Raw genomic sequence first — 22,660 nt, 5'->3', positions numbered from 1 at the left:
AAGACAATGAAAATTCTCGTCGCCATCGATGGCTCCAAGCACGCGCTGCGCGCAGTGAAGTACGCCGCCAAACTGGTGGGCCTCCTGAAGGCCCACAGCGTCGTGACGCTGGTCAGCGTGCATGACGACACCGGGCTGCGCCATGCCAAAGCGCTGGTCGGCAGCGAGCAGGTTGCCGACTACCTGCGTGAACTGAGTGATACCGAATTGAAGCCCGCGAGAAGTTTGCTCGACAAGGCCGGTATCAGGCACGACGCGGTGATTCGCACGGGCTCGGTGGCGCAGGAGATCGTCGACTGCGCGAACTCCGGCAAGTTCGATCTGCTCGTGCTGGGCGCCAAGGGGCGAGGCGCCTTCGTCGACCTGCTGGTCGGCTCGGTGGCGCAGCGTGTGATGTCGCTGGCAAAGCAGCCAGTCGTCCTCGTGAAGTAGCAGCGTTGCGCGCAATGCGCGTGACGCGCAGCCGCTGGCAACGGCTGCTGGCATAGGCTACTGGCATCGGCTCATGCCACGTCTGAAATTCGCATCACGACGCGACCCTGGATTTCACCTGCACGCATCCGGTCCATCACCTGGTTGACGCGCTCCAGCCTGTCTTCGGTGAACACCGTATGCACCTTGCCTTCGCCTGCGAACGCCAGCGCCTCCTGCAAGTCCTTGCGGGTGCCGACGATCGAGCCGCGCACCGTCTTGGCATTGAGCACGACGTCGAAGATCGGCAAGGCGAAGTCGCCCGGCGGCAGGCCGACGAGGGCCATCGTTCCGCGCTTGTGCAGCATGCCGAGGGCTTGCGAGAAGGCACTGCGGGACACGGCGGTAACCAGCACGCCATGTACACCGCGCAAGGCCGTCTGCAGCTCCTTGACCGGGTCTTGCAGGGCGGCGTTGATCACCATGTCGGCGCCCAATTCCTTGGCGAGCTGGAGCTGGCCTTCGTGGATGTCGACGGCCACCACATGAAACCCCATGGCCTTGGCGTACTGCACCGCCAGATGGCCGAGCCCGCCCACGCCGGAGATGGCGACCCAGTCGCCCGGCTTGCATTCGAGAACCTTCAGGCCCTTGTAGACGGTGACGCCGGCGCAGAGCACCGGCGCAATTTCGCTGAAGCCCACATTGGCCGGTAACTGCCCGATGTAGCCGGGGTCTGCCAGCACGTATTCGGCATAGGCGCCGTTGACGGTGTAGCCCGTCATCTGCTGTCCGTCGCAGAGGGTCTCCCATCCGGTGATGCAGTGCTCGCAATGTCCGCAGGCGGTGTGCAGCCACGGCACGCCGATGCGGTCGCCTTCCTTGATTCCTTTGACGCCCGCACCCAGGGCCGCCACGAAGCCGACACCCTCATGGCCCGGAATGAAGGGTAGGGAGGGCTTGACCGGCCAGTCGCCATCGGCGGCATGCAGGTCGGTGTGGCACACACCCGATGCCACCACTTTCACCAGCACCTGGCCCGGCGTGACCTCGGGAATGGCGACTTCCTCGATGCACAGGGGCTTGCCGAACTCGCGGACGACAGCGGCTTTCATGGTCTGCATGGGTGGCTTTCAGAACGAATGGGTAGGAAGCCTTCACTTTAAAAAGCGGCTTGGCGAGCGGTGTTGCGCTGGATCAAATAAGCACGCCATCGCCGCGGCCATTGATGCGCATCAACGCCGTGAGACGGTGGGTGCGTCACAGTGACTGATGCGCCACTTCGCGACCCAGTCGAATGTTCCGGCCGACCGCGCTTCACGCGAGGTCGAACTCAAGCTCCTGTTGTCGCCCTCGGACGTCGACACGTTCAGGACGGCCGTGACCACCCGATTGGCGCCGGTCAAGCCGTTGCCCGGCGTGTCCCGCCTTCATACAACCTACTTCGACACGCCAGACCTGTCCCTGCGCCGACAAGGGCTGGAACTGCGCGTCAGAAAGCAGGGCGAGCGGTGGACCGAAACCGTCAAGACGATCGAATCGCCCGGCCGTGGTTTCGGACTGCACGACCGCGGCGAATGGGAGGCCCACATCGACAGCGCGGAGCCCGATCTCGCGGCGTTGCGCATGCGGATCGAGCCGGATGCGAGGCCGGCCCTGATCCTGGCGGAACCGGGTCTGGCGCAGCGGCTGGTGCCGGTGTTCGATGTCGTCGTGCGCCGCTCGCTCTGGCAGTTGTCTCCGCTGGAAGGCACTCGCATCGAACTGACGCTCGACGAAGGCGAGCTGCGCTGCGGCGCTGCGCGCGAGCCGATTTGCGAGGTCGAGTTCGAGCTGAAGGCTGGCGCGCCCGCGGCGCTGTTCGACGCGGCCCTGCTGCTGCAGGACGACGTGCCCTTGCGCATCGGTCGTCTGGGCAAGGCAGACCGGGGATATGCGCTGCTGGCGGGTCGGACCCATGCGCCGCGAGCAACGACGACGACGACGACGGCGACGACGGTTACCTCCGCGCAGCCGGTGCTGTTCGCGCGGGGTGTGACCGTCGAACAGGGCTTTCAAGCCATCATCGAAAATTCCTTGGCACACGCCTTCGGCAACGAGGCGGGCGTCATGCGAGGGACCGACTCCGAGAGCGTGCACCAGATGCGCGTGGGCATTCGGCGACTTCGTTCCGCGTTGCGACTCTTCTCCACCATCATCCCCACGCCGGCGCTGCTCGGTGGCGAGCTGCGATGGCTTTCGGCGGCGCTGGGCGCGGCACGCGACGCCGAGGTACTCGCGGGCGAAACCCTGCCGGCACTGACCGCCGATTCGGATTCGGATTCGGATCGCACTGCTGCGGTGCAATGGACCTCACTTTTGCGGACGGCTTCGCTCTCGGCCGACACGCATCGCAGCCGCGCCGCGCAAGCCCTCGCATCGCCTCGCTATGCGCGTCTGACGTTGGGGCTGGCTGCGTGGCTCGGATGCGAGTCCTGGCAGTCGTCGTCGGGCAAGCGTGCGCGCAAGGCATTGCGGCAACCGTTGCACGCGCTGGCACGGGGCGCCGTCATGCGGCTTCATCGCAAGCTGCGCGACACCGGAAAACGCCTGGCGCGCGCCACGCCCGAGCAGCGCCACCGGGTCCGCATTGCGGCCAAGCGCCTGCGCTATGCCATCGATTCTTTTCAGTCGCTGTATCCAAGCAAGGCGGCGCATCGCTATGTCAGGCGCCTTGGCAAGTTACAGGACGCGCTCGGCCAACTCAACGATGCGCAAGTGGCCGGGCGACTGCTGCACGACTTCGTGCAGAAGGAGCAGGACCTCGAGCGCTCCGTGCAATCGGTGGTGAGGCAACTCGACCGCCGCAGCGATCTTGCGGAGCCTGAACTGCTGCATCGCTGGAAGGCCTTCAGGCGGGCTGAACTGCCGTAGAACGGTTCCTGATGCGCGAGTAGAAGAATCGTTTGGCCACCTCGACTGTCACGAGATACGCCATCACCATGCCGGCCAGCCAGCCAAAGAAAACCAGCGGTGGCGGCGCAAAGTGGAAGAGTGCGCCGAGCGGCGTGAACGGCAGTGCGAGCGCCACCGCCACCGTGCCCAGCGAGGCGATCGTCAGCACACCGCTCGGACGGCTTGCCCACGGCCGGCCGCGCGTCCGAATGACGAAGATCACCAGCACCTGAGTCACCAGCGACTCGACGAACCAGCCGGTGCGAAACAGCGTTTCGTTGGCCTCCAGCACGTGGAACAGAAGCCAGAAAGTGAGCGCATCGAAGAGCGAGCTGATCGACCCGAAGAGCCACATGAAGCGCTGGATGAAGCCGATGTCCAGCGTATGGGGCTGGCGCAAATCCTCGGCATCGACCGTGTCCAGGGGAATTGCAGCCTCCGACAAGTCGTACAGGACGTTGTTCAGCAGGATCTGCGTCGGAAGCATCGGCAGGAAGGGCAGGAACAACGAAGCCACCGCCATGCTGAGCATGTTTCCAAAGTTGGAACTGGTGCCCATCATGATGTACTTCATGACGTTGCCGAAGGTGCGCCGGCCTTCGAGAACGCCTTCGTGGAGCACGGCCAGGTCGTGGTCGAGCATCACCAGGTCGGCCATTTCTCGGGCCACGTCGACGGCGCTGTCGACCGTGATGCCGACGTCGGCCGAGCGCAGCGGCGGGGCATCGTTGACGCCGTCGCCCAGGTAGCCGACCACGTGCCCGCGCGCCTTGAGCGCCAGCACGATGCGGTTCTTCTGCGCCGGGTTGACGCGGCAAAAGAGCGTGGTCTGGCCGGCCCTGGTTCGCAGGGTGGTCTCGTCCATCTGCGCCAGTTCGCTGCCTGTCAGGACACCACGTACCGGAAGCTTCAGGAGAGCGCACAGGTGCTGTGTGACGAGCTCGCTGTCGCCGCTGACGATCTTCACTTCGACACCACTGCGCGCCAGCGCAGCCAGGGCTTCGGCCGCACCAGGCTTGGGTGGGTCGATGAACGCAGCGAAGCCGGCGAAGGCCATTCCGCTTTCGTCGCCGACGACCACGTGACTCTGCGTGCTCTGCATGTCGCGCGATGCGACGCCGAGCACGCGCAGGCCTTCGCGCTCCAGCGCCCGGCAATCGTCGTGGAGCCGCTCGCGTGTCGCGTCGTCCAGCAGCACGCGCGCCTGGCCGCCCGAAACCTCGTAGTGACTGCAAAGCTTCAGGACATCGTCCGGTGCGCCCTTGACCACCAGGCAGCGCTGCCCGGCACGCTCCAGCAGCACCGACACTCGCCGGCGCTCGAAGTCGAAGGGCACTTCGTCCACTTTGGTCCATCCACCATCGTCCGTTCCGCACACCAGGACCGCATCGTCCAGCGGGCTCTTCAAGCCGCTCTCGAAGCGGCTGTTCAGGTGCGCCAGCGTCAGCACGCGACCGGTATCACGATGCTCCGCATCCACGCAGTGGTCGAGCCGGATATTGGCCTCGGTCAGCGTGCCGGTCTTGTCGGTGCACAGGACATCCATCGCGCCCAGGTTCTGGATGGCCGGTAGCCGCTTCACGATGACGCGCAGCGCCGCCATCCGCATGGCGCCGCGCGAGAGCGTCACCGAAATGACCATCGGCAGCAGCTCCGGCGTCAGCCCGACCGCCAGTGCGACGGCAAAGAGAAAGGAGTCGATGAGCGGCCGATCGAGCCACACGTTGACCAGCAGCACGAACAGCACCAGCAGCAGGGTGAGCCGCATGATCATGCTGCCGAAACGCTGGGTGCCGATCTCGAACGCGGTCGGTGGCGGGTCGGCGAGGATGCTGTGCGCCACGGCACCGAGTGCGGTGCGCCGACCCGTCAGGCGCACCAGTACCCGCGCGCTTCCGCTGACCACCGTACTCCCCATGAAGACCGCATTGCCCGCTTCGTGCGCACTGTCGATGCCCGGTCGCTTTTCGACCGGGTACGACTCGCCGGTGAGCAGCGCCTGATTGACGAAGAAGTCCCGTGCGTCGAGCAGCACGCCGTCGGCGGGCACACGGTCGCCTGCGGACAGCCGGACGATGTCGCCCGGCACGACATCGGCGACCACGACCGCGACCGCTTGCGCCTTGCCATCGCGTTCGACCTGGGTGCGCAGCGCGACCGAGTCGCGCAGCTGGTCAGCGGCGCGTCCGGCGCGGTGCTCCTGGAAGAAGTCCATTGCCACGCTCAGCACGACCATCGTGATGATGATGGCGAAGTTCGACAGGTCGCCGGTCATGGCCGAAACGGCGCTGGCGACCAGCAGGATCAGGACGAGCGGATTGCGAAAGCGTGCAGCGAACTGCACCAGCAACGGCTTGGCCTGTCGGGACTCGAAGCGGTTCGCACCGTACTGTGCGAGGGCGGCTTCGGCTTGCGTTTGCGTCAGGCCGCTCGTGGCCGCAGGTGCTTCGAGCCACCATTGGGCGGGCGCATCCAGAGGCTGGGCTTCGACCATGGCGCGACGGAGATCAGAGACCGGTCAGATCCGGGTTAAGTCTTGTGTCGTGCGGCTTCGACCGTTCGCTCGACGGCTTCCTTGGCCGAGCGTGCAGCGGCGCCCGTTGCGGTCACTGCCGTGTTCAGTGCGTCGCGTGTGGCTTGCGCTGCTTTTTCTGCTTCCTCTTTGCTGGTTTGCGTCGCGCGCTGCAGCGAGTCCTCGGCCTTGGCCAGCGCCTCCCTGGTGGCGGCGGTAGCCTTTTTGCTTTCTGCCTCCGTGGCCCTGGCGGCCTCCCGGGTTCCTTCTAGCGCCCGGCCTGACGAAGCGGAGGCCTTGGCCTCGAGGCGAGTGGCGGCTTCGGCGGCCTTTTGCGCCGCGCGCCGGACCCCTTCGGCAATCGACCTGGACACCTTGCCCGTTGTCGCCAAGCCCTGCCGTGCGGCGAGTCGCGCCGCATGGGCGGCTTCACGCGCTGCGCTTTCCGCTTCGTGCGCTGCCTTGATGGCTGCGCTTTTGGCGCTCGACGCCACCCCCGGCGGCGCGCTCGACTGGCTCGGTGCCGCAGCACCGGCGGCCATCGCGGGCGTGCTGAGCAACATCACGATGGCGGCGGCGACAGCCGCAGCAGCGACTGCGGCGGCAGTGAGCGCGATGAGTCTCGGAAGTCGTGGGGTCGGTTTCATGGCGGTGTCCTTGTTCGGTGCGGCGATTCTTCGGCTGGCGCGTCCGGCGGGGCTTGCGCCAGATCAAGGCGGGACGCTGCGGCGCGTGATGAACTGCAGCACCAATGCACCCTTCGAGACAACACATTGCGATCCCCAAGCCCGACGGAGCACCAGAACCTCATCACCGGTGGGCCGCTCGCCGCGCCAGCACCGGCACCCCCCGTCGGGTTGAAAGAGGCCGAAGCACAACGCCGACTGGTGCGTGACGGCGCGAACGAGTTGCCGATCTCCCGCCCACGCAGCATGTTGCGGCTGGCGCGCGAGGTGGCGTTCGAGCCGATGTTCCTGTTGCTGGTGGCGTGCGGCGCCCTCTACCTGACCCTGGGCGACCTTCAGGAGGCGCTGATGCTGCTGGGCTTCGTCTTCGTCGTGATGGCCATCAGCTTCGTCCAGCAGCGGCGCAGCGAACGCTCGCTCGATGCCTTGCGCGATCTGTCGAGTCCTCAGGCTCGCGTCGTCCGCGATGGAAAGGAGCGCACCGTCGCAGCCCGCGATCTGGTGGTGAGCGACATCGTGATGCTGGCCGAGGGCGATCGTGTGCCGGCCGATCTGTCGCTCATCGTTTGCGTCAATCTTGCGGTCGACGAGTCCCTGCTGACCGGGGAGTCGGTGCCTGTGGCCAAGCAGGCGGCGTCGCTCGCAGGCGCGGTGTTTGCCGGCACCCTTGTCACACGCGGCACGGCGCAAGGCCGGGTCACTGCCACGGGCGTGCATAGCGCGCTGGGCCGCATCGGCCAGTCGCTTGCTGCGATCAAGACCGAGTCCACACCGATCCAGCAGGAGACGCGACGTGTGGTCACGCGCGTTGCCATCGTCGGCCTGGCGTTGGCGGCTGCACTGGCCATTGTTTTCGGCTTGCTGCGTGGCGACTGGTTGCAAGGGCTGCTCGCCGGCCTGACGCTGGCCATGGCGTTGTTGCCGGAAGAGCTGCCGATGGTGCTGACGCTGTTTCTAGGCCTCGGTGCATGGCGCCTCTCCCGCGAAAAGGTGTTGGCCCGCAGCATCCCCGCGGTCGAACTGCTCGGCGCCACCACCGTGCTGTGCGTGGACAAGACCGGCACGCTGACGGCCAACCGCATGACCGTCAGGCGCCTGTGGTCCGAAGCGGCGGTGCACGACATGGGGCGCGACACGCTACGCGACAGCGAGAAGGCGGATGCCACGCCGCTGCAGGAAGAACTCCATGGGGTGCTGGAGTACGCGGTGCTTGCCAGCCACCGTCGCGCTTTCGATCCGATGGAATCGGCCATCGGCGAGGCTGGTCAACACCTGCTGGCGCACACCGAACACCTGCACACCGACTGGACCTTGATCGACGACTATCCCCTGTCACCCGAGATGCTGGCGATGTCGCGGGTCTGGCAATCGCCGGATCTGCGGGCCTTCCTCATCGCCGCGAAGGGCGCCCCCGAGGCCATCGTCGATCTATGCCATCTGGACGCCCGTCGCAGTGCGTCGGTCGCCGAGCAGGTCGTCGCGATGGCGGCAGACGGATTGCGCGTGCTGGGCGTGGCCCAGGCGACCTTCGCTGCCGGTGTGCTGCCCGGTCTGCAGCACGACTTCGACTTCCAGTTTCTCGGGCTGGTCGGGCTCGAAGACCCGGTGCGCCCGGACGTGCCGCAGGCCATCGCCGAATGCCGGGCCGCCGGCATCCGCGTGGTGATGATGACCGGCGACCATCCGGCCACGGCGCTGTCGGTGGCCAAGCAGGCAGGCCTGGGCACCGATGCACCGGTCATCACCGGCACCGAGCTTTCCAATTTGAGCGATGCCGAACTCGATGCGCGCCTGGCCGCGACGCACATCTTCTGTCGCGTGCGGCCCGAGCAGAAGCTGCGGCTCGTGCGCGCCTTTCGTGCGCGCGGCGACGTGGTCGCGATGACCGGCGACGGTGTCAACGACGCGCCTGCGCTCAAGGCGGCCGACATCGGCGTGGCGATGGGCGCGCGCGGCACAGAGGTGGCGCGCCAGGCTGCGGCGCTGGTCTTGCTGAACGACGACTTCGCATCGCTCGTGACCGCGGTTCGCTACGGTCGGCGCGTGTTCGCCAACCTGCGCAAGGCCATTGTTTTCGTGGTGGCGGTGCACGTGCCGATCATCGGCCTGTCGATCCTTCCGGTGCTGTTCGGCTGGCCGATGCTGCTGATGCCGGTGCACATCGTGTTCTTGCAACTGATCATCGACCCGGCCTGCTCGATCGTGTTCGAGGCCGAGCCGCTGGAGCCGGATGCGATGACCGTGCCGCCGCGCCGGCCCGACCAGCGCCTGTTCGACAGCGTGGTGCTGATGCGTGGTTTGTGGCAGGGCCTGGGCTTGCTGCTGCTGCTGCTGGCAACCTATGCCGGGGCCCGGCTCATGGCGCCATCGGATGCGGGCCGGGACAACATGGCGCGGGCGCTCACCTTCGTCGTGCTGGTGCTGGCCAATCTCGCGTCGATCCACACCAACCGATCGTGGAGCCGCACTGTCTGGTGGGGCCGTGCGGTGACGGGGGGTCAGTTCGGCTGGATCGTTCTGGCAACGCTGGCCATGTTGGGGGTGGTGTTGAGCGTGCCCGCGATCGGTCGGCTGTTCGCCTTCACGATGCCGCCGCCATTCATGCTGCTGTGTGGACTCGGCATGGCGGCCTTGAGCCTGCTTTGGTTCGAAGGCGTGAAATGGCGCATCCGTGTGCGGAGCCGCCATGTCGACTGATCGATCGGCTCAGAGACTTTGTTCCGCAGCGGTCTGGCATGCAGCGCAGCGCACGGCGGTCGGCATCGCCGTCAAACGCTGCAGCGCGATGTCGCAGCCGCAGTCGATGCACTTCCCGTAACGGCCATCGGCGATCAGTTTTTCCGCGAGCTCGATCTCGGCCAGCCGGGTCTGGTCGATCTCGATCTCTTCGACCCGAACGTTTTGCGCCTGCAGCGTTTCGGCGTCGTCGCTGAAGTTGTGAACCTCGCTTGCGCCAGCCTGCCGTGCCTGCCTGAGGTCGTCGTTGGCAAGACGTATTTCGCCTTGTGCGCTTTGTTTCATCGCATGAAGTTGCCGCGAGAGAACCTGAATGTCCTGGGCAGTGAGTTGGGTCATGTAGCGAATCCTTGAGGGAGAGGGAGAGGGAGAGGGAGAGGGAGAGGGAGAGGGAGAGGGAGGGGGAGGGGGAGAGGGAGGGGGAGTAAAGGGCCGGCGGGGTCTGCGCGACCGTGAAAGCATTCACTCTAGAAGCCTGTCGTGAAGGAGGTGTTGCGCTGGATCAAGGCGCAGCATCCCCGCCTGACTGAAGATGCGCGCTCTATGCGCGTGCTGATCATCAACGGACATCCCGACCCGAAAGCTTCGCACCTATGCGACGCGCTGGCCGATGCTTATGCCGACGGTGCGCGTGCCGCCGGGCACGAGGTTGCGCGCATCGATGTGCGTGTGCTCGACTTTCCGCTGCTGCGAAGCCGGCACGAATGGGAGTCGGAGCCACTTCCGCCTTCGCTGCAGGCAGCGCAAAACGCCATCGGGCATGCACAGCATCTCATGGTCGTTTTTCCGCTGTGGCTCGGCGACATGCCGGCGCTCTTCAAGGGATTTCTGGAACAGGTGATGCGTCCCGGTTTCGCGGTCCCAAAAGCGGAGAGCTTCAAGTCGAAGCCTCTGGCGGGCTGCACCGCGCGCATTGTGGTCACCATGGGCATGCCGGCGTTTTTCTATCGCCTGTACTACCGGGCTCACAGCCTGCGGCTCCTCAAGCGCAATGTCTTCGGACTCGTCGGCATCAAGACCGTGGGCGATGCCGTGGTCGGTTCGGTCGAGACCTTGACCGAGTCGCAGCGTGCCCGCTGGCTTGCTCGCATGCACCACTGGGGGCGTCGATTGGGTTGATGCAGGTCAAGCCCGCGGGGCGACTCTGCGTCGAGACTGGGGTTGCCCTTCGTCTCCTTCGTCACCCTCGTACTTCCGCCGGACTCGCCATGCACCAACGCTTTTTTGTCGCCACTCGACGGCAGCACCACATCGCGCGCGGAACGACTGTTTGCCATGCCAGTGCCAAAGCTTGAGCCAGTCGGGCCGCGTTTGGGGCCTGTCGAAGTCGCGGCGCCGGCACTGGCACCGGCAACGGCAACGGTCGCATTGCCCGAAAGCCATGGCGCGGTACCGGCCCACCTGCGCGACACGTTCAAACGTTTCGGCATGGGTGCTCTGGTGGTTGCACTCCTCGCAGCCCTTGCGGTCTGGCAGGGGCCGGGGCTGATCTTCGGACCGCGCATTGCGGTCGACACGGTGGTGCAGCGCGACTTCGTACGCACGGTCGTGGCGAGCGGGCATGTCGAGACACCGCACCGCGTGAGTCTCGGCACGCAGATCGTGGGTACCGTCGCCCGCGTGCCGGTCAGCGAAGGTCAGTCCGTGCGTGCAGGGCAGATCCTGATCGAGCTGGAGGCGAAAGAATCGAATGCGGCATTGGCGCAGGCCGATGCGGCCGTGCTGCAAGCCCAGGCGCGACTGCGACAGCTGCGCGAGGTGCAGGCGCCGATGGCACAGCAGGCGCTGCGGCAGGCGCAAGTGAATGTCGACAACGCGCGTGCGCAGTGGCTTCGAAGCAAGGAGCTTTCCGCGATGGGCTTCGTTGGCCAGGCGGCGCTCGACGACGCAGCCAAGGTCGTTGCCGTCGGCGAGTCGCAACTCGATTCGGTACGGAGTCAGCTTGCCGGCACGCGACCCGGCGGCAGCGACGAAGCGGTGGCGACGACGGCGCTCGATCAGGCGCGCGCGGGTGCGGCGGCTGCACGTTCGCGACTGCTGTATGCGACCGTGCTGGCTCCGGTTGCAGGCACGCTTATCGACCGCGCCGTCGAGCCGGGTGACGTGGTGCAGCCAGGCAAGGCCCTGATGGTGCTGTCGCCTGAGGGAAGCACCCAGCTCGTGGTGCAGATCGACGAAAAGAATCTTCAGATGCTGGCGGTCGGCGAGGCGGCGCAGGCCTCGGCCGATGCCTACCCGGACCAGCGCTTCGACGCTGAACTGGCCTACATCAATCCCGGTGTCGATGTGCAGCGCGGCTCGGTCGAGGTGAAGTTCGACGTGGCGCGGCCACCAGCGTATCTCCGGCAGGACATGACCGTGTCGGTCGACATTCACGTAGCTTCGCGCAAGCAGGCGGTGCTGGTGTCGTCGGACGCGGTGCACGATGCCGATCTGGCGCAGCCTTGGGTGCTGAAAGTCGATGGGCGCAGGGTGCGCCGGCAGGCGGTTACGCTGGGGTTGCGCAGCGGTGGTGTCAGTGAAGTGCTGCAAGGGCTGCATGCCGGCGACCGCGTGGTGCCGGTCGGCGCTGTCGGCATTTCGGACGGCTCGCGACTGCGGACCACCGCACCGGCGAAACAGGCGCCTCCCGCATCCTCCGCATCTCCGACATGAGCCGCTGGCTGCCCTTCGAGTGGATCGTCGCGCTGCGCTTTCTGCGCGAAGGCCGCCTGCAGACACTCTTTATCGTCGCCGGCATCGCGATCGGCGTAGCGGTGATCGTGTTCATGTCGGCGCTGCTCACCGGCTTGCAGGGCAATTTCATACGCCGGGTGCTGACGGCGCAGGCGCACATTCAGCTGCTGCCGCCGAAGGACACGGCGCGCGTGCTGGGTTCGCAGCGTGACGCCGCGGGTGTCGTGCGCGAAGCCCCGATCGTGCAGCCGCCGTTGCAGCGCGTTAAATCCATCGACCAGTGGCAAGCCGTGGCGACTGAGGTGCGAGCGATGCCCGGCGTGCTGGTAGTCGCTCCGACGGCCAGTGGTTCGGCACTGGTCACTCGGGGGAGCGCGAGCCGCGCCATCTCCGTCATCGGCGTCGATCCGGCGCTGTACTTTCGCATCGTCACCGTGCCGGAGAAGATGGTTCGCGGCAGCACGCGTCTGACATCGACCGACATGCTCATTGGCACCGACCTGGCGACCGACCTGGGCGTCGACGTGGGGGACAAGCTGCGCGTGTCGTCGGCCGACGGTGTGGTCCAGACGCTCACGGTGACAGGCATCTTCGACCTGGGCAGCAAGCCCGCCAATCAGCGCACCACCTATGTCGCGGTGCGCACTGCGCAGAGCCTGCTCGGGCTGGTCGGCGGCGTCTCCGATATCGAAGTGACGGTCAGGGACATCTATGCGGCCGAAGTCATCGCGCAGCGCATCACGGCGACCACCGGTGTCGAAGCCGACAGCTGGATTGCGACCAACGCGCAGTTTTTTACCGCCGTACAGGCACAGAAAACATCCAACACGACGATCCGCTTTTTCGTCGGCTTGTCGGTCGCATTCGGCATTGCCAGCGTGCTGGTGGTGTCGGTGGTGCAGAAGTCGCGGGAGATCGGCATCCTGCGCGCCATGGGCATTTCACGCGGCCAGGTGTTGCGTGTCTTTCTGGTGCAGGGCGGCCTGCTCGGCCTGCTCGGTTCCGTTGTCGGATCGGGCCTTGGCTGGGCGGCACTGATGCTGTGGCAACGCTATGCGCGCAACCCCGACGGAACGCCGCTGTTTCCGCTGGCCGCCGAACCGTCGCTCTTCATCGCTTCGTTGCTGCTCGCCACGCTCACCGGCCTCGTCGCGGCTTTTGCGCCGGCATTGCGTGCCGCACGGCTCGACCCGGTGGTGGCGATCCGTGGTTGAAACTGTCGTTAGCCTGCGCGCCGTGCACAAGGCCTTCAACGTCGGCCTGGCCAATGAGAGCGAAGTGCTGCACGGCATCGATCTGCAGCTTTCACGCGGCGAGTTCTGCGCGGTCATGGGGCCATCGGGCTCGGGTAAGAGCACGCTGCTCAACATCATCGGCCTGCTCGACCGTCCGACCCGTGGCGCCGTCAGCATCTGCGGCGAAGACACCGCGACCCTCGACGACCGTGCGCTCACGCGGCTGCGCGGGCACAACATCGGCTTCGTCTTCCAATATCACAACCTGCTTTCGGGCTTCAGCGCGATCGAGAACGTGATGATGCCGATGCTGGGCGATGCCGGATTCTTTAATCAGGGCATGGCCAGCCGTGCCGCGAATCTGCTCGACAGCGTGGGGCTTGCCAAGTGGCGCGACAGCCGTGTCACCGAACTGAGCGGAGGGCAGCAGCAGCGCGTGGCGGTGGCGCGCTCGCTGGCGATGAATCCGCCGCTGCTGCTGGCCGATGAACCGACCGGCAATCTGGACACGAAGGCTGCCGATGCGGTGTTCGATCTGCTGCGCGAGGCCAATCGCAAGGAAGGGATGGCGGTGCTGTTCGTGACGCACAACCCCGACCTGGCCCGTCGTTGCGACCGCACGATCACCGTCGTCGACGGGATGTTGCAGCCAGCCGTCTCCGCTTGACCAGCGCGTCATCGTGATGCGTGATCGAGCAGGTCTCTCGCCAGTCGTGCCTTGCGGGCTTCGACCCACCAGCCAGGCGTCGCGCCCGTCAGCGTTTCGGTCACCGAGGTGAAGGGGTGGAAGTCTCGCAAGAAGGTCGCCACGAGATGACCGTCCCGCAGCGCCACTTCCGCCGATGCGCCCAGCCAGTTCCGGGGCAACGGATGGATAGCGCGTGGGTTGTGAACCAGCAACGTGCCTTCGTTCCAGCACTCGTGCTCGGCGCCGCGCGAACCGACTTCGTAGGCAAAGCAGGTGGCGCTGCCGGCAGCTCGATGGTGCGGGCGGCAGCGGCCGTGACGCAGGATTCGCACGGCGTCGCTGTGGTGCACGCCTTCCTGGCCCATGCGGTTGAATTTGGAAACCATGGCGCCGTCGCTGCACAGCAATATGGCCGCGATGTTCTCGGCGCCGGGTTGTGCAAAGAAGCCGGCTGGGAACATGCAGTCGATTTCTCTGGACTGTGCGGCGGACCCATGAATCTCCAAGTGGCTCTCGAAGTCGACATAGTCGTGATGCCGCGAACCGAACAGGAAGTGGAGCAATGCCATGGGCAGCTTGTTGCCCGAGGCTTCGCCCCTGTGCAGATCGTGGATCGCAATGACCAGCGGCGTGTCGGCAACGCCCGGCGAGTGCCATGGCGCCTGCAGCAGTTTGCGAATGAGGGCGCCACCTGACCCGATGGAAACGTCGTGCGGGACGCGTGTCGAAAGGACTCGACGACGACTGCCTGCGTCGAGCGCGGTGGTCGCCTCCACAGCGGCAACGATGCCGTCACGGCGCAGCATGAAGTTAGGGCTGTGACGGCTCATGTCGACGGTGTGGCCGGCGTCGCGAAACATGGCGAGCAGGTAGATGTCACACATCGCAGTGTCGAATCCGTTGGTCTGGAAGTAATCCTGAAAGTCGCGACTCTCCCGATGACACAGCACATGCAGATCGCGGAGCATGTTGCGCGCAGGCGCCAGTAAGGGCGAGTCGCGGAGCACCAGAAACTGGGGGTGCAACTGCGCATCGGGCCTCCCGGTCGCAGCGAACAGGTCGGTTTCGATATCGTTCATCGGAGGTCGCTCCTGGCCGCACGCTCGGGCAGCCGAACCGGTATGTAGGCCAGGCCCTTGTCGCGCCGCACCAACAAGGCGGCCGTGCGGCCGGGCGGCAAGCGCGAAAGGATGTACACGTAGGCGTCGATGCGATCGACCGCGGTCTCGTTGACGGCGACGATGACATCGCCGGTCCGAACCCCTTCGCTGCGCGCAGCGCCGGCAGCTTCGCGGACCAGCAAGCCGTTCACTTCGCCGAGTCGGATCCGTTGCGCAGGCGACAGCTCGGCGAGCCGCAGTCCGAGCCCGTCGTTCCACGCCGGTGGCGCCGGCGCCGTCGCTCCTTTGCCTGCGGTCCCGTTTCCCGGCTTCGGCTCCTCGGCCAACGTGACCGAGAGTGTCATCGAGCGTGCGCCGCGCCACAGTTCGAGCCGCACTCTGGAGCCGGGCGGGCGTTGCGCGAGATTGCGGCGCAGGTCGGTGTAGTGCGGCATGCGTGTGCCGTCGACGGTGCGCACGATATCGCCACGCAACAGGCCCGCGGTGGCGGCCGGGCCGGTAGCGTCGACCTGAATCACCACGGCGCCCGCCGCTTCGTCGAGGCCGAACGAACGTGCCAGCCCCGCGGTGACTTCCTGAAAGGCCGCGCCGATTCGCGCGCGGCGTACCGACCCGTGGTCGCGTAATTGCGCCGCCACTTCGAGTGCCAGGTTGATGGGGACTGCAAAAGACAATCCCATGTAGCCACCGCTGCCGCTCAGGATCATCGAATTGATGGCGACGACTTCACCGCGTTCGTTGAACAACGGGCTGCCTGAGCTACCGGGGTTGATGGCGACATCGGTCTGCACGAAAGGCAGATCGTTCGCACCCGGCAGGTAGCGCCCGGTGGCGCTCACCACCCCCGCGGTCACCGTGTTGTGAAAGCCGAAAGGGGAGCCGATGGCGGCGACCCAGTCGCCCACGGCCAGCGCCGACGAATCGCCGAACACTGCGACGGGCAGGTCGGTGGCGTCGATGCGCAGCAAGCCGGTGTCGGTGGCCTTGTCGACGCCGAGCACGCGCCCGACGAAGCGGCGACCGTCGCTCAGGTAGACCTGCACTTCGTCGATGCCGGTGATGACGTGCGCACTGGTCAGGATCAGGCCGTTGCGGTCCATCACGACACCTGTTGCGGTGTCCCGAAAGCCACCGGCAGGCAAGCTCGCAGGAAGTGGCCTGGGCAGGCGGTCGGCAAAGTCGCTGCCGGGTTCGACTTCGAGTTCGCCGTCGTCGGTGGTCGAGTTACTGGCAAAGCTCAGCGTTGTGATGTCGACGACCGCTGCGCTTCGCGTCGCGAAGACTTCGGCGAAGGAGGGCGGAGAGACCGCAACGGGGATTGCCGCGACAGATGGCGCCATCGGCTGCGCGTCGATAGCGATGCACGCACTCGACATTGCAATGCAGGTCAAGGCCTGTATCGCGCAGCGAGCGGTTGTAGCAAGCCGCGACTTCGGGAGAGCGGAGCGGAACATGGTTTGTGCGTTTTGCAGACCTGACGGGAAGCCCAAGGCTAGAGGACCTCGAGCACCCGGGACTTGCGCCAGATCAAGTGCTTCTTCGTGCATCCGGAGGATGCTGTGCGCTTCAGGAGCTGCTCCTCAACCGGCGATGTCTTCGGGCACCGCACTCAACAAAAAGGCAAATCCATGTCGCTTTTTCATGCCGTCGTCTGGGTCGACCACCACACCGCGCAAGTCCTGCAGTTCGACGCTGCGCAAGTGCTCGAAAAGCAGGTCAAGGCGCACGAGCACTACACGCGCCAGCATGGCAGCGAGGTCCGTAGCGAGCATGAGTTCTTCGGTGCCGTGTGCGATGCGATGCAGGGCATCACCGAGGTGCTGATCGCCGGCTCCCATACCGCGCAGGCGGACTTCCGGCACTACGTCGAGAAGCACCGCCCCGAGGTGGGACTTCGCATCGCCGGGTGGGAGACGACGGGGCACTTGAGCGCCCACGCGCTCGTCGCCCTGGCGAGGCGCTACTTCACGAAGCATGCGGGAATGGCCGCGCCGATGAAGACTTGATGAATACGGTCGGCTCACGCCCGGAACCGTCTCGCTCTGGCGATGGCGGGCCTCCGTCGGCCAATGTTTCCGTGCAAGCCTTGCGCGCCTGGCTGGCCGACGCCACCGGTCAAAACGTCGACATGGTGGAGACGCACATCTCGTGGGTGCTGCTGACGCCCCGGCTGGCTTTCAAGCTCAAGAAGCCGGTGCGGCTGTCGTTCGTCGACTTCAGTACGCTGCAGGCACGAAAGCACTTTTGCGACGAAGAGCTGCGGCTCAACAAGCGCCTGGCGCCGTCGTTGTATCTGCGGGTTCTCTCGGTTCGCGGCACGCCTGCACAACCTCGTATCGGGGGCGGAGGAGAGCCGATCGATCACGTCGTGTGCATGCGGCGCTTTCCTGATTCGGCGCTGCTGCGCGATCTCGTGGTGAACGACGTCGTGGTCGGCGCGGCCGGAATGCTCGACAGCTTCGCCCAACGACTCGCGTCGTTCCACGCCCGTGCCGAGCGCGCTGCAGCGGACTCTGCCTTCGGCGAGCCTGCGCAGATCATGCGAGCAATGCACGGGGTCCTTAACGCATTGCCGACCGATGCTGAAGGCGCAACCGCAGATCGACTTGAAAAGCTCCGATCCTGGACGCAGGACCGCGCGCAGGCGTTGCAGCCAGCGTGGCAAGCGCGCCGACTCGCCGGTGCCGTACGCGAATGCCATGGCGACCTTCATCTGGCCAACATCGTGCGGCTCGGCGGCGAGCTCACCGCCTTCGATTGCATCGAGTTCGATCCGGCCCTGCGCTGGATCGACGTGATGAGCGACGTAGCCTTCCTGACGATGGACCTGGCAGCGCACCATCGGCCGCGGCTTGCCTTCCGCTTCCTGGACGCATGGCTGCAGCTCAGTGGCGACTACGCCGGCATGGCCGTGTTTCGTTTCTACGAGGTGTATCGGTCGCTGGTGCGGGCGCTGGCGTCTTCGCTTGCTGCAGGGCATGGCGGCACGCAAGACGTGCCCGACTACATCGCCACGGCGGAGCGCTTGACGCACGCCGCTCCCGGTGGCCCACGCCTGCTCATCACTTATGGCTTCTCGGGCTCCGGCAAGTCGAGCGTCGCCATGAAGCTGGTGCAGCAAGCGGGCGCCGTGCGCATCCGATCCGACGTGGAACGCAAACGCCTGTTCGGCCTGGATGCGCTCGCGCGCTCGTCCGGGCACGGCATCGATCTCTACGCCACCGAAGCGACGCGCCGCACCTTCGACCATCTGAGGGCGAGTGCCGCAGAGGTGTTGCGAGCGGGGTACCTGGTGATCGTCGACGCGGCATTTCTCGGGGGCGAAGAGAGGCGTGCGTTTCGTGCGCTGGCCTCGTCGCTCGGCGTGCCATTCGCGATCCTGCATTGCCGCGCGGCTGAAGCGACATTGCGGCAGCGCGTCGCACGCCGGACCGCGCTGGACAACGATGCGTCCGATGCAGACCTCGACGTGCTGGAGCGCCAGCTCGCGACCCACGAGCCACTGAGTGCCGAAGAACGTGCACTGACGTTCGATGTTTGCACCGACATCGACATCGACATCGACACCGACATCGACATCGACGCCGACGCCGATAGCCGGCGCAGCCGGAACTTTCAATGAAGCTGCCCTCAACTCTGCGCGACATGCTCGATGGCCTCGGTGAGCGTGCGGCGACGTCTTTTGCCGTGCGGCTGCCAGACGGCATCGCCTTCCATGTCGGTGGCGCGAACCCTGCGTTCACTGTCGTCTTCCATACCGACGCCGCCCTCTTCTCGACAGCCACCCGTGGCCATATGGGGCTGATGGAGGCGTACTTTGACCAAGCGGTCGACGTGGAGGGTGATTTCGGTGCGGCGTTGGCAGCCGGTATGGCATCCGGCTTCGACCGGAAGTCGGGTGCGGTCAACGGTATGGAGAACGAACTGCTCGAATTGCGTCATTCGAACCGCGACCCGGCCAAAGCGAAGTGCAACGCACGTGCGCACTACGGACTCGGGACCGACTTCTACCGGCTCTGGCTGGATGAGCCGTTGCTGATGTACACATTCGGCTACTGGCCCGCAGGTACTGAGACGCTGGAGCAGGCACAACGCAACAAGATCGATCATGTCTGCCGAAAGATCCGTCTGCAGCGCGACGACAGCTTCGTCGACATCGGCTGCGGATTCGGCGGCTTCATGTTTCGCGCTCACGAAACGACCGGTGCATCGGGCGTGGGCGTGAACACGACCACCGAGCAAGTGGTGTGGCTGCGCGACGAGATCACCCGGCGCGGCCTGGCCGACGCGCTGAGCGTGCGCGAAGCGGACTTTCGGGAGGTCGACCAGCAGTACGACAAGGTGGTTTCCATCGGCACGCTCGAGCACGCCGGGCGCGACCAGTTGCCCGAGGTCATTCGCGCGCATGCCGCCTTTCTGAAGCCCGGCGGGATCGGCATCCTTCACTTCATCGGGCATGTGGGGCACTACGAAACCGAGCTGTTCATTCGCAAGCATGTCTTTCCGGGTGGCTGGATTCCAAGTCTTGCGGACGTGATCGTCGAGATGGAGCGCAACGGACTCGAGGTGCTCGACATAGAGAATCTGCGGCGTCACTACGCCCCCACGCTCGATGCCTGGGCCGAACGTTTCGAGCAGCGCTGGCCCGCTGTCCATGAGCTCGACCCGGCGCGGTTCGATGAACGATTCCGACGTGTCTGGCGCACTTATCTCACTGGCTGCGCGGAGATGTTTCGCTCGCCCGGCGGATACACCCACCTCTTTCAGATTGTCTTCAGCAAGGGCAACGTGACAGCCGACAGCTACCCGATGGGACGGGAGCATGTGTATGAGCGCTGAAGCGGCGAGCTATGGCGAACGTCGGCAACGGCTGCTCAGGACATTGCATAGCGATCCCGTGCCGGAAGGCGCTCGCATCGGTCTGAGCAAGCAGACCTCCAATCTTTTCCGGGCTCGCCGGGAAGGCACCAAACATCGCTTGGACCTCAGTGGCTTCAATCATGTCCTGGGCGTCGACCGGATGGCAGGCACAGTGCAGGTCGAAGGCCTGGCGACCTACGAAGACATCGTCGCAGGCACATTGCCCTATGGCGCCATGCCTGCCGTGGTGCCGCAGCTCAAGACGATCACGGCAGGCGGTGCGGTAGCGGGCGTTGGCATCGAGGCGACATCGTTCAGGCAGGGGCTGGTTCATCACACGCTGGTCGAGTTCGACGTGTTGTTGCCGGGTGGCGAGATCGTGACGTGCACGCCCACCAATGCGCACCAGGATCTGTTCTTCGGCTTTCCGAACTCCTATGGATCGCTGGGCTACGCACTGCGCCTCGTGCTTCGAATCCTGCCGGTCAAACCGTGCGTGAGGGTGGAGCACATTCCGTTTGAATCCGCGGCTGACTTTTTCGTCGCGCTCTCCGAGGCGTGCGAGGGAGACGCGGATTTCGTCGATGGCGTGGTGTTCAGTCCTGCGACATTCGTGCTGAACATCGCACGATTCGAAGAGGTCGGAGGACCACTCAGCCGTTATGACTTCGAGAAGATCTATTACCGGTCCCTGCTCGCAAAGCCGGTGGATCATCTGAGTGTTAAGGACTATCTCTGGCGCTGGGACACCGACTGGTTCTGGTGCTCCAAGAACTTTGGCGCGCAGAACCCGGTAGTGCGCCGCCTGTTCGGCCGGTCGCACCTGAATTCAAAGACCTACGCGCGCCTGATGCGGATGGGTGCACGGGTGGGATTGACCCAGCGCCTCGCGCGTTTGAGTGGCATGTTCGCCGAGTCCGTGATTCAGGATGTCGATATCCCCATTGCATCGGCGGGTGAGTTTCTGGACTTCCTGCAGCGCGAGATCGGTATTCATCCCGTATGGATTTGTCCGGTGCATGCGCCCGACCCCAGCGCAAACTTCTCGTTGTATCCGCTGCGGGCCGGGCAGCTGTATGTCAACTTTGGGTTTTGGGATGTGGTGAAAACACGCCAGGTGCACGAGCCCGGGTATTTCAACCGCCTGATCGAGCAGGAAGTGCTGCGGCTCGGCGGCATCAAGTCTTTGTACTCCGACTGCTACTTCACCCGTGACGAATTCGGGCACACCTACGGCATGCCGCGGTACGAGGCGCTAAAGCAGAGATATGACCCAAAGCGTCTGGCGCCGCATCTGTACGACAAATGCGTGATGGGTCGTTGACGTTCAACGAGTTGATCTACCGCAATGTCCCTTATTGCCATTTGCACGAGGCTATTCGAATGAAAAACGTTTTTTTAAAAGTCGTTGCAAGGCGACTGCGCTTCGCCGGATTCCTGGTTGTCGGCGTGCTGTCCTTGTACGAGGTTGCAGCGAGTCAGCCACGCGGCGAGTTGCTTTATTCGACCAATTGCATCGCGTGTCACAGCACTCAAGTGCATTGGCGCGACAAGAAGCTGGCGACCGATTGGGGCTCACTGCGAGAACAGGTGCGACGTTGGCAGGACGTCGCATCGCTCGGCTGGCGCGACGACGACATCATCGAAGTGACGCGCTATTTAAATGATCTGTATTACAACTATCCGGCGTCGAACGCGGTCGGCAGCCGACCGCCAGAGTCATCGACCGCCAGCAGTTCGCATTGAGGTTTGTCGCTCACCGACAGGCAGAACATTTGATCTGCGACAAACGGCTCGTCCGCTGAACGAGTGATCCTTTCGGCTTGCAACGAAAGAAGCGCATGCCACATCTCGCCGCCCGAATCATTCGCCAGGAACACGCAGCACTTGCTGCCATGTTGCGCTCCGCGGTCATGCTGCTGGCGCAGCACCGCCGCAAGGGCACGCTGCCCGACTTTGCGGTGCTGCGCGCGATGCTGTTCTACGTCGACGAGTTTCCGGAACAGCGCCATCACCGCAAGGAGACGGAGTTGCTGTTTCCCAGATTGCGCGCCAGGACCCCGATATCGCGCGAACTGCTGGACCGGCTCGACGACGACCACGCGCGTGGCGAAAGAAAGATCCGCAACGTGGAGCATGCATTGCTCGGCTTCGAGATGATGGGCGAGTCGCACCGGATGGACTTCGAGTCCGCGCTGGAGCGGTATACCGATTTCTATCTGGAACACATGGCTCTCGAAGAGCGCGAGATCCTGCCGCTGGCCGAAAGGGTGCTCACGCCGGAAGACTGGCGCGAGCTCGACGCGGCCTTCAGCGCCAATCGCGATCCGCTCACCGGTTGCACGCCCGACGCGCCGTACCAGGCGCTCTTCACTCGCATCGTCAACATGGTGCCGGCGCCGATCGGCCTGGGAGCGGAGGTGTGAGTGGAGGGCGTAGCGGCCGTGCCTGAATCCGGGGCGAGATTACGCCAATCATGCCGAAGCCATGAGCGACATTGCCGACTACATCGTCAGCTTCTACAACGGTGTGCGGCTGCACTCCACACTGGGCAACTTGCCACCCAATGCCTTCGAGCAGAAATCGGTAATCAATGGACCTACCGGTGTGTCCGAAATAACTTGACCGGGACGCGACGGTGCGGGACATCGTGAAGGCTAGATGCGCACTTGCCGGAGTTGAGGGAGATTTCAGCGCGCATTCGCTGAGAGCCTGCTTCGCGACAGAGGCCGGGCGTCAGAACATCTCGCTGCCCGAGACCATGGCCATGAACTTCACTGTCTTCGCACACGCCATTCGAC

20 protein-coding genes and 1 pseudogene are annotated in these 22,660 nt (G+C 65.0%); 15 read left to right on the top strand and 6 right to left on the bottom strand.

The features are described 5' to 3' along the window. Positions 1-6 precede the first annotated feature (6 nt). Positions 7-432, top strand: a complete 426-nt coding sequence (locus H7F36_RS19275; protein ID WP_187052291.1) for a universal stress protein — start codon at positions 7-9, stop codon at positions 430-432. Positions 433-503: 71 nt separating this feature from the next. Here H7F36_RS19275 and adhP read toward each other — a convergent pair whose 3' ends face one another. Then, positions 504-1,535 (bottom strand): alcohol dehydrogenase AdhP, encoded by a 1,032-nt coding sequence (adhP, locus tag H7F36_RS19270; protein WP_187052290.1) that lies wholly within the window; start codon positions 1,533-1,535, stop codon positions 504-506. 148 nt (positions 1,536-1,683) lie between these two features. On the opposite strand from adhP, the gene H7F36_RS19265 reads away from it, so the two are divergent. Next, a complete protein-coding gene (locus tag H7F36_RS19265) occupies positions 1,684-3,324 on the top strand; it encodes a CHAD domain-containing protein (RefSeq protein WP_187052289.1) in 1,641 nt (546 codons plus the stop codon). Here the strand turns inward: H7F36_RS19265 and mgtA are convergent. Beyond that, a complete protein-coding gene (gene mgtA / locus H7F36_RS19260) occupies positions 3,302-5,839 on the bottom strand; it encodes a magnesium-translocating P-type ATPase (RefSeq protein ID WP_187052288.1) in 2,538 nt (845 codons plus the stop codon). The genes H7F36_RS19265 and mgtA overlap by 23 nt on opposite strands. Before the next feature lie 35 nt (positions 5,840-5,874). After that, entirely contained in the window at positions 5,875-6,504 is a 630-nt protein-coding gene (locus H7F36_RS19255; protein ID WP_261802401.1) for a hypothetical protein, read from the bottom strand. 162 nt (positions 6,505-6,666) lie between these two features. Here H7F36_RS19255 and H7F36_RS19250 point away from each other — a divergent pair, with 162 nt between their 5' ends. Then, on the top strand, positions 6,667-9,240 hold the full coding sequence (locus H7F36_RS19250; protein ID WP_410003092.1) for a cation-translocating P-type ATPase: 2,574 nt from the start codon (positions 6,667-6,669) through the stop codon (positions 9,238-9,240). A 9-nt stretch (positions 9,241-9,249) separates the two neighbouring features. On the opposite strand, the gene H7F36_RS19245 is transcribed toward H7F36_RS19250, so the two are convergent. Continuing rightward, positions 9,250-9,618 (bottom strand): TraR/DksA family transcriptional regulator, encoded by a 369-nt coding sequence (locus H7F36_RS19245; RefSeq protein WP_187052287.1) that lies wholly within the window; start codon positions 9,616-9,618, stop codon positions 9,250-9,252. Between the two features lie 141 nt (positions 9,619-9,759). Between H7F36_RS19245 and H7F36_RS19240 the strand changes: the two genes are divergently transcribed. The 4 genes from H7F36_RS19240 (at position 9,760) to H7F36_RS19225 (ending at position 13,857) form a co-directional block, all read left to right on the top strand. Next, complete coding sequence (locus H7F36_RS19240; RefSeq protein WP_261802400.1) at positions 9,760-10,398, top strand: NAD(P)H-dependent oxidoreductase; 639 nt, start codon at positions 9,760-9,762, stop codon at positions 10,396-10,398. A gap of 156 nt (positions 10,399-10,554) precedes the next feature. Next, positions 10,555-11,934: an efflux RND transporter periplasmic adaptor subunit gene (locus tag H7F36_RS19235; RefSeq protein WP_261802399.1), complete on the top strand. Its 1,380-nt coding sequence runs from the start codon at positions 10,555-10,557 to the stop codon at positions 11,932-11,934. Continuing rightward, positions 11,931-13,169, top strand: coding sequence for an FtsX-like permease family protein (locus H7F36_RS19230; RefSeq protein ID WP_187052286.1), 1,239 nt, complete (start codon positions 11,931-11,933; stop codon positions 13,167-13,169). The genes H7F36_RS19235 and H7F36_RS19230 overlap by 4 nt, the downstream gene beginning before the upstream one ends. Continuing rightward, positions 13,162-13,857: an ABC transporter ATP-binding protein gene (locus tag H7F36_RS19225; protein WP_187052285.1), complete on the top strand. Its 696-nt coding sequence runs from the start codon at positions 13,162-13,164 to the stop codon at positions 13,855-13,857. Before H7F36_RS19230 ends, H7F36_RS19225 begins: the two co-directional genes overlap by 8 nt. Positions 13,858-13,865: 8 nt before the next feature. Here H7F36_RS19225 and H7F36_RS19220 read toward each other — a convergent pair whose 3' ends face one another. Together H7F36_RS19220 and H7F36_RS19215 are read right to left on the bottom strand one after the other, a co-directional pair. Further along, positions 13,866-14,957 (bottom strand): hypothetical protein, encoded by a 1,092-nt coding sequence (locus H7F36_RS19220; protein ID WP_187052284.1) that lies wholly within the window; start codon positions 14,955-14,957, stop codon positions 13,866-13,868. Then, positions 14,954-16,390: a trypsin-like peptidase domain-containing protein gene (locus H7F36_RS19215; RefSeq protein ID WP_261802398.1), complete on the bottom strand. Its 1,437-nt coding sequence runs from the start codon at positions 16,388-16,390 to the stop codon at positions 14,954-14,956. The genes H7F36_RS19220 and H7F36_RS19215 overlap by 4 nt, the downstream gene beginning before the upstream one ends. A gap of 237 nt (positions 16,391-16,627) precedes the next feature. Here H7F36_RS19215 and H7F36_RS19210 point away from each other — a divergent pair, with 237 nt between their 5' ends. The 8 genes and pseudogenes from H7F36_RS19210 to H7F36_RS22335 all read left to right on the top strand — a co-directional run. Further along, positions 16,628-17,005 (top strand): hypothetical protein, encoded by a 378-nt coding sequence (locus tag H7F36_RS19210; protein ID WP_187052283.1) that lies wholly within the window; start codon positions 16,628-16,630, stop codon positions 17,003-17,005. Then, on the top strand, positions 17,005-18,621 hold the full coding sequence (locus tag H7F36_RS19205; RefSeq protein ID WP_187052282.1) for an AAA family ATPase: 1,617 nt from the start codon (positions 17,005-17,007) through the stop codon (positions 18,619-18,621). The genes H7F36_RS19210 and H7F36_RS19205 overlap by 1 nt, the downstream gene beginning before the upstream one ends. Further along, positions 18,618-19,838 carry an SAM-dependent methyltransferase gene (locus H7F36_RS19200; RefSeq protein WP_187052281.1) on the top strand — a complete coding sequence of 407 codons (1,221 nt, stop codon included), beginning with the start codon at positions 18,618-18,620 and terminating at the stop codon, positions 19,836-19,838. The genes H7F36_RS19205 and H7F36_RS19200 overlap by 4 nt, the downstream gene beginning before the upstream one ends. After that, complete coding sequence (locus H7F36_RS19195; protein ID WP_261802397.1) at positions 19,828-21,183, top strand: FAD-binding oxidoreductase; 1,356 nt, start codon at positions 19,828-19,830, stop codon at positions 21,181-21,183. Before H7F36_RS19200 ends, H7F36_RS19195 begins: the two co-directional genes overlap by 11 nt. A gap of 59 nt (positions 21,184-21,242) precedes the next feature. Continuing rightward, entirely contained in the window at positions 21,243-21,605 is a 363-nt protein-coding gene (locus H7F36_RS19190; RefSeq protein ID WP_187052279.1) for a hypothetical protein, read from the top strand. Positions 21,606-21,700: 95 nt separating this feature from the next. After that, on the top strand, positions 21,701-22,285 hold the full coding sequence (locus H7F36_RS19185) for a hemerythrin domain-containing protein (RefSeq protein WP_187052278.1): 585 nt from the start codon (positions 21,701-21,703) through the stop codon (positions 22,283-22,285). Between the two features lie 61 nt (positions 22,286-22,346). Next, positions 22,347-22,484, top strand: a complete 138-nt coding sequence (locus H7F36_RS19180; protein WP_187052277.1) for a hypothetical protein — start codon at positions 22,347-22,349, stop codon at positions 22,482-22,484. Between the two features lie 7 nt (positions 22,485-22,491). Then, a pseudogene (locus H7F36_RS22335) lies at positions 22,492-22,629 on the top strand (integrase); the annotation flags it as partial. Positions 22,630-22,660: the final 31 nt, after the last annotated feature.

It is taken from the genome of Variovorax sp. PAMC28562, assembly GCF_014303735.1.
GTDB lineage: Bacteria > Pseudomonadota > Gammaproteobacteria > Burkholderiales > Burkholderiaceae_C > Variovorax.
This window is presented reverse-complemented; position numbering and strand designations above follow the sequence as displayed.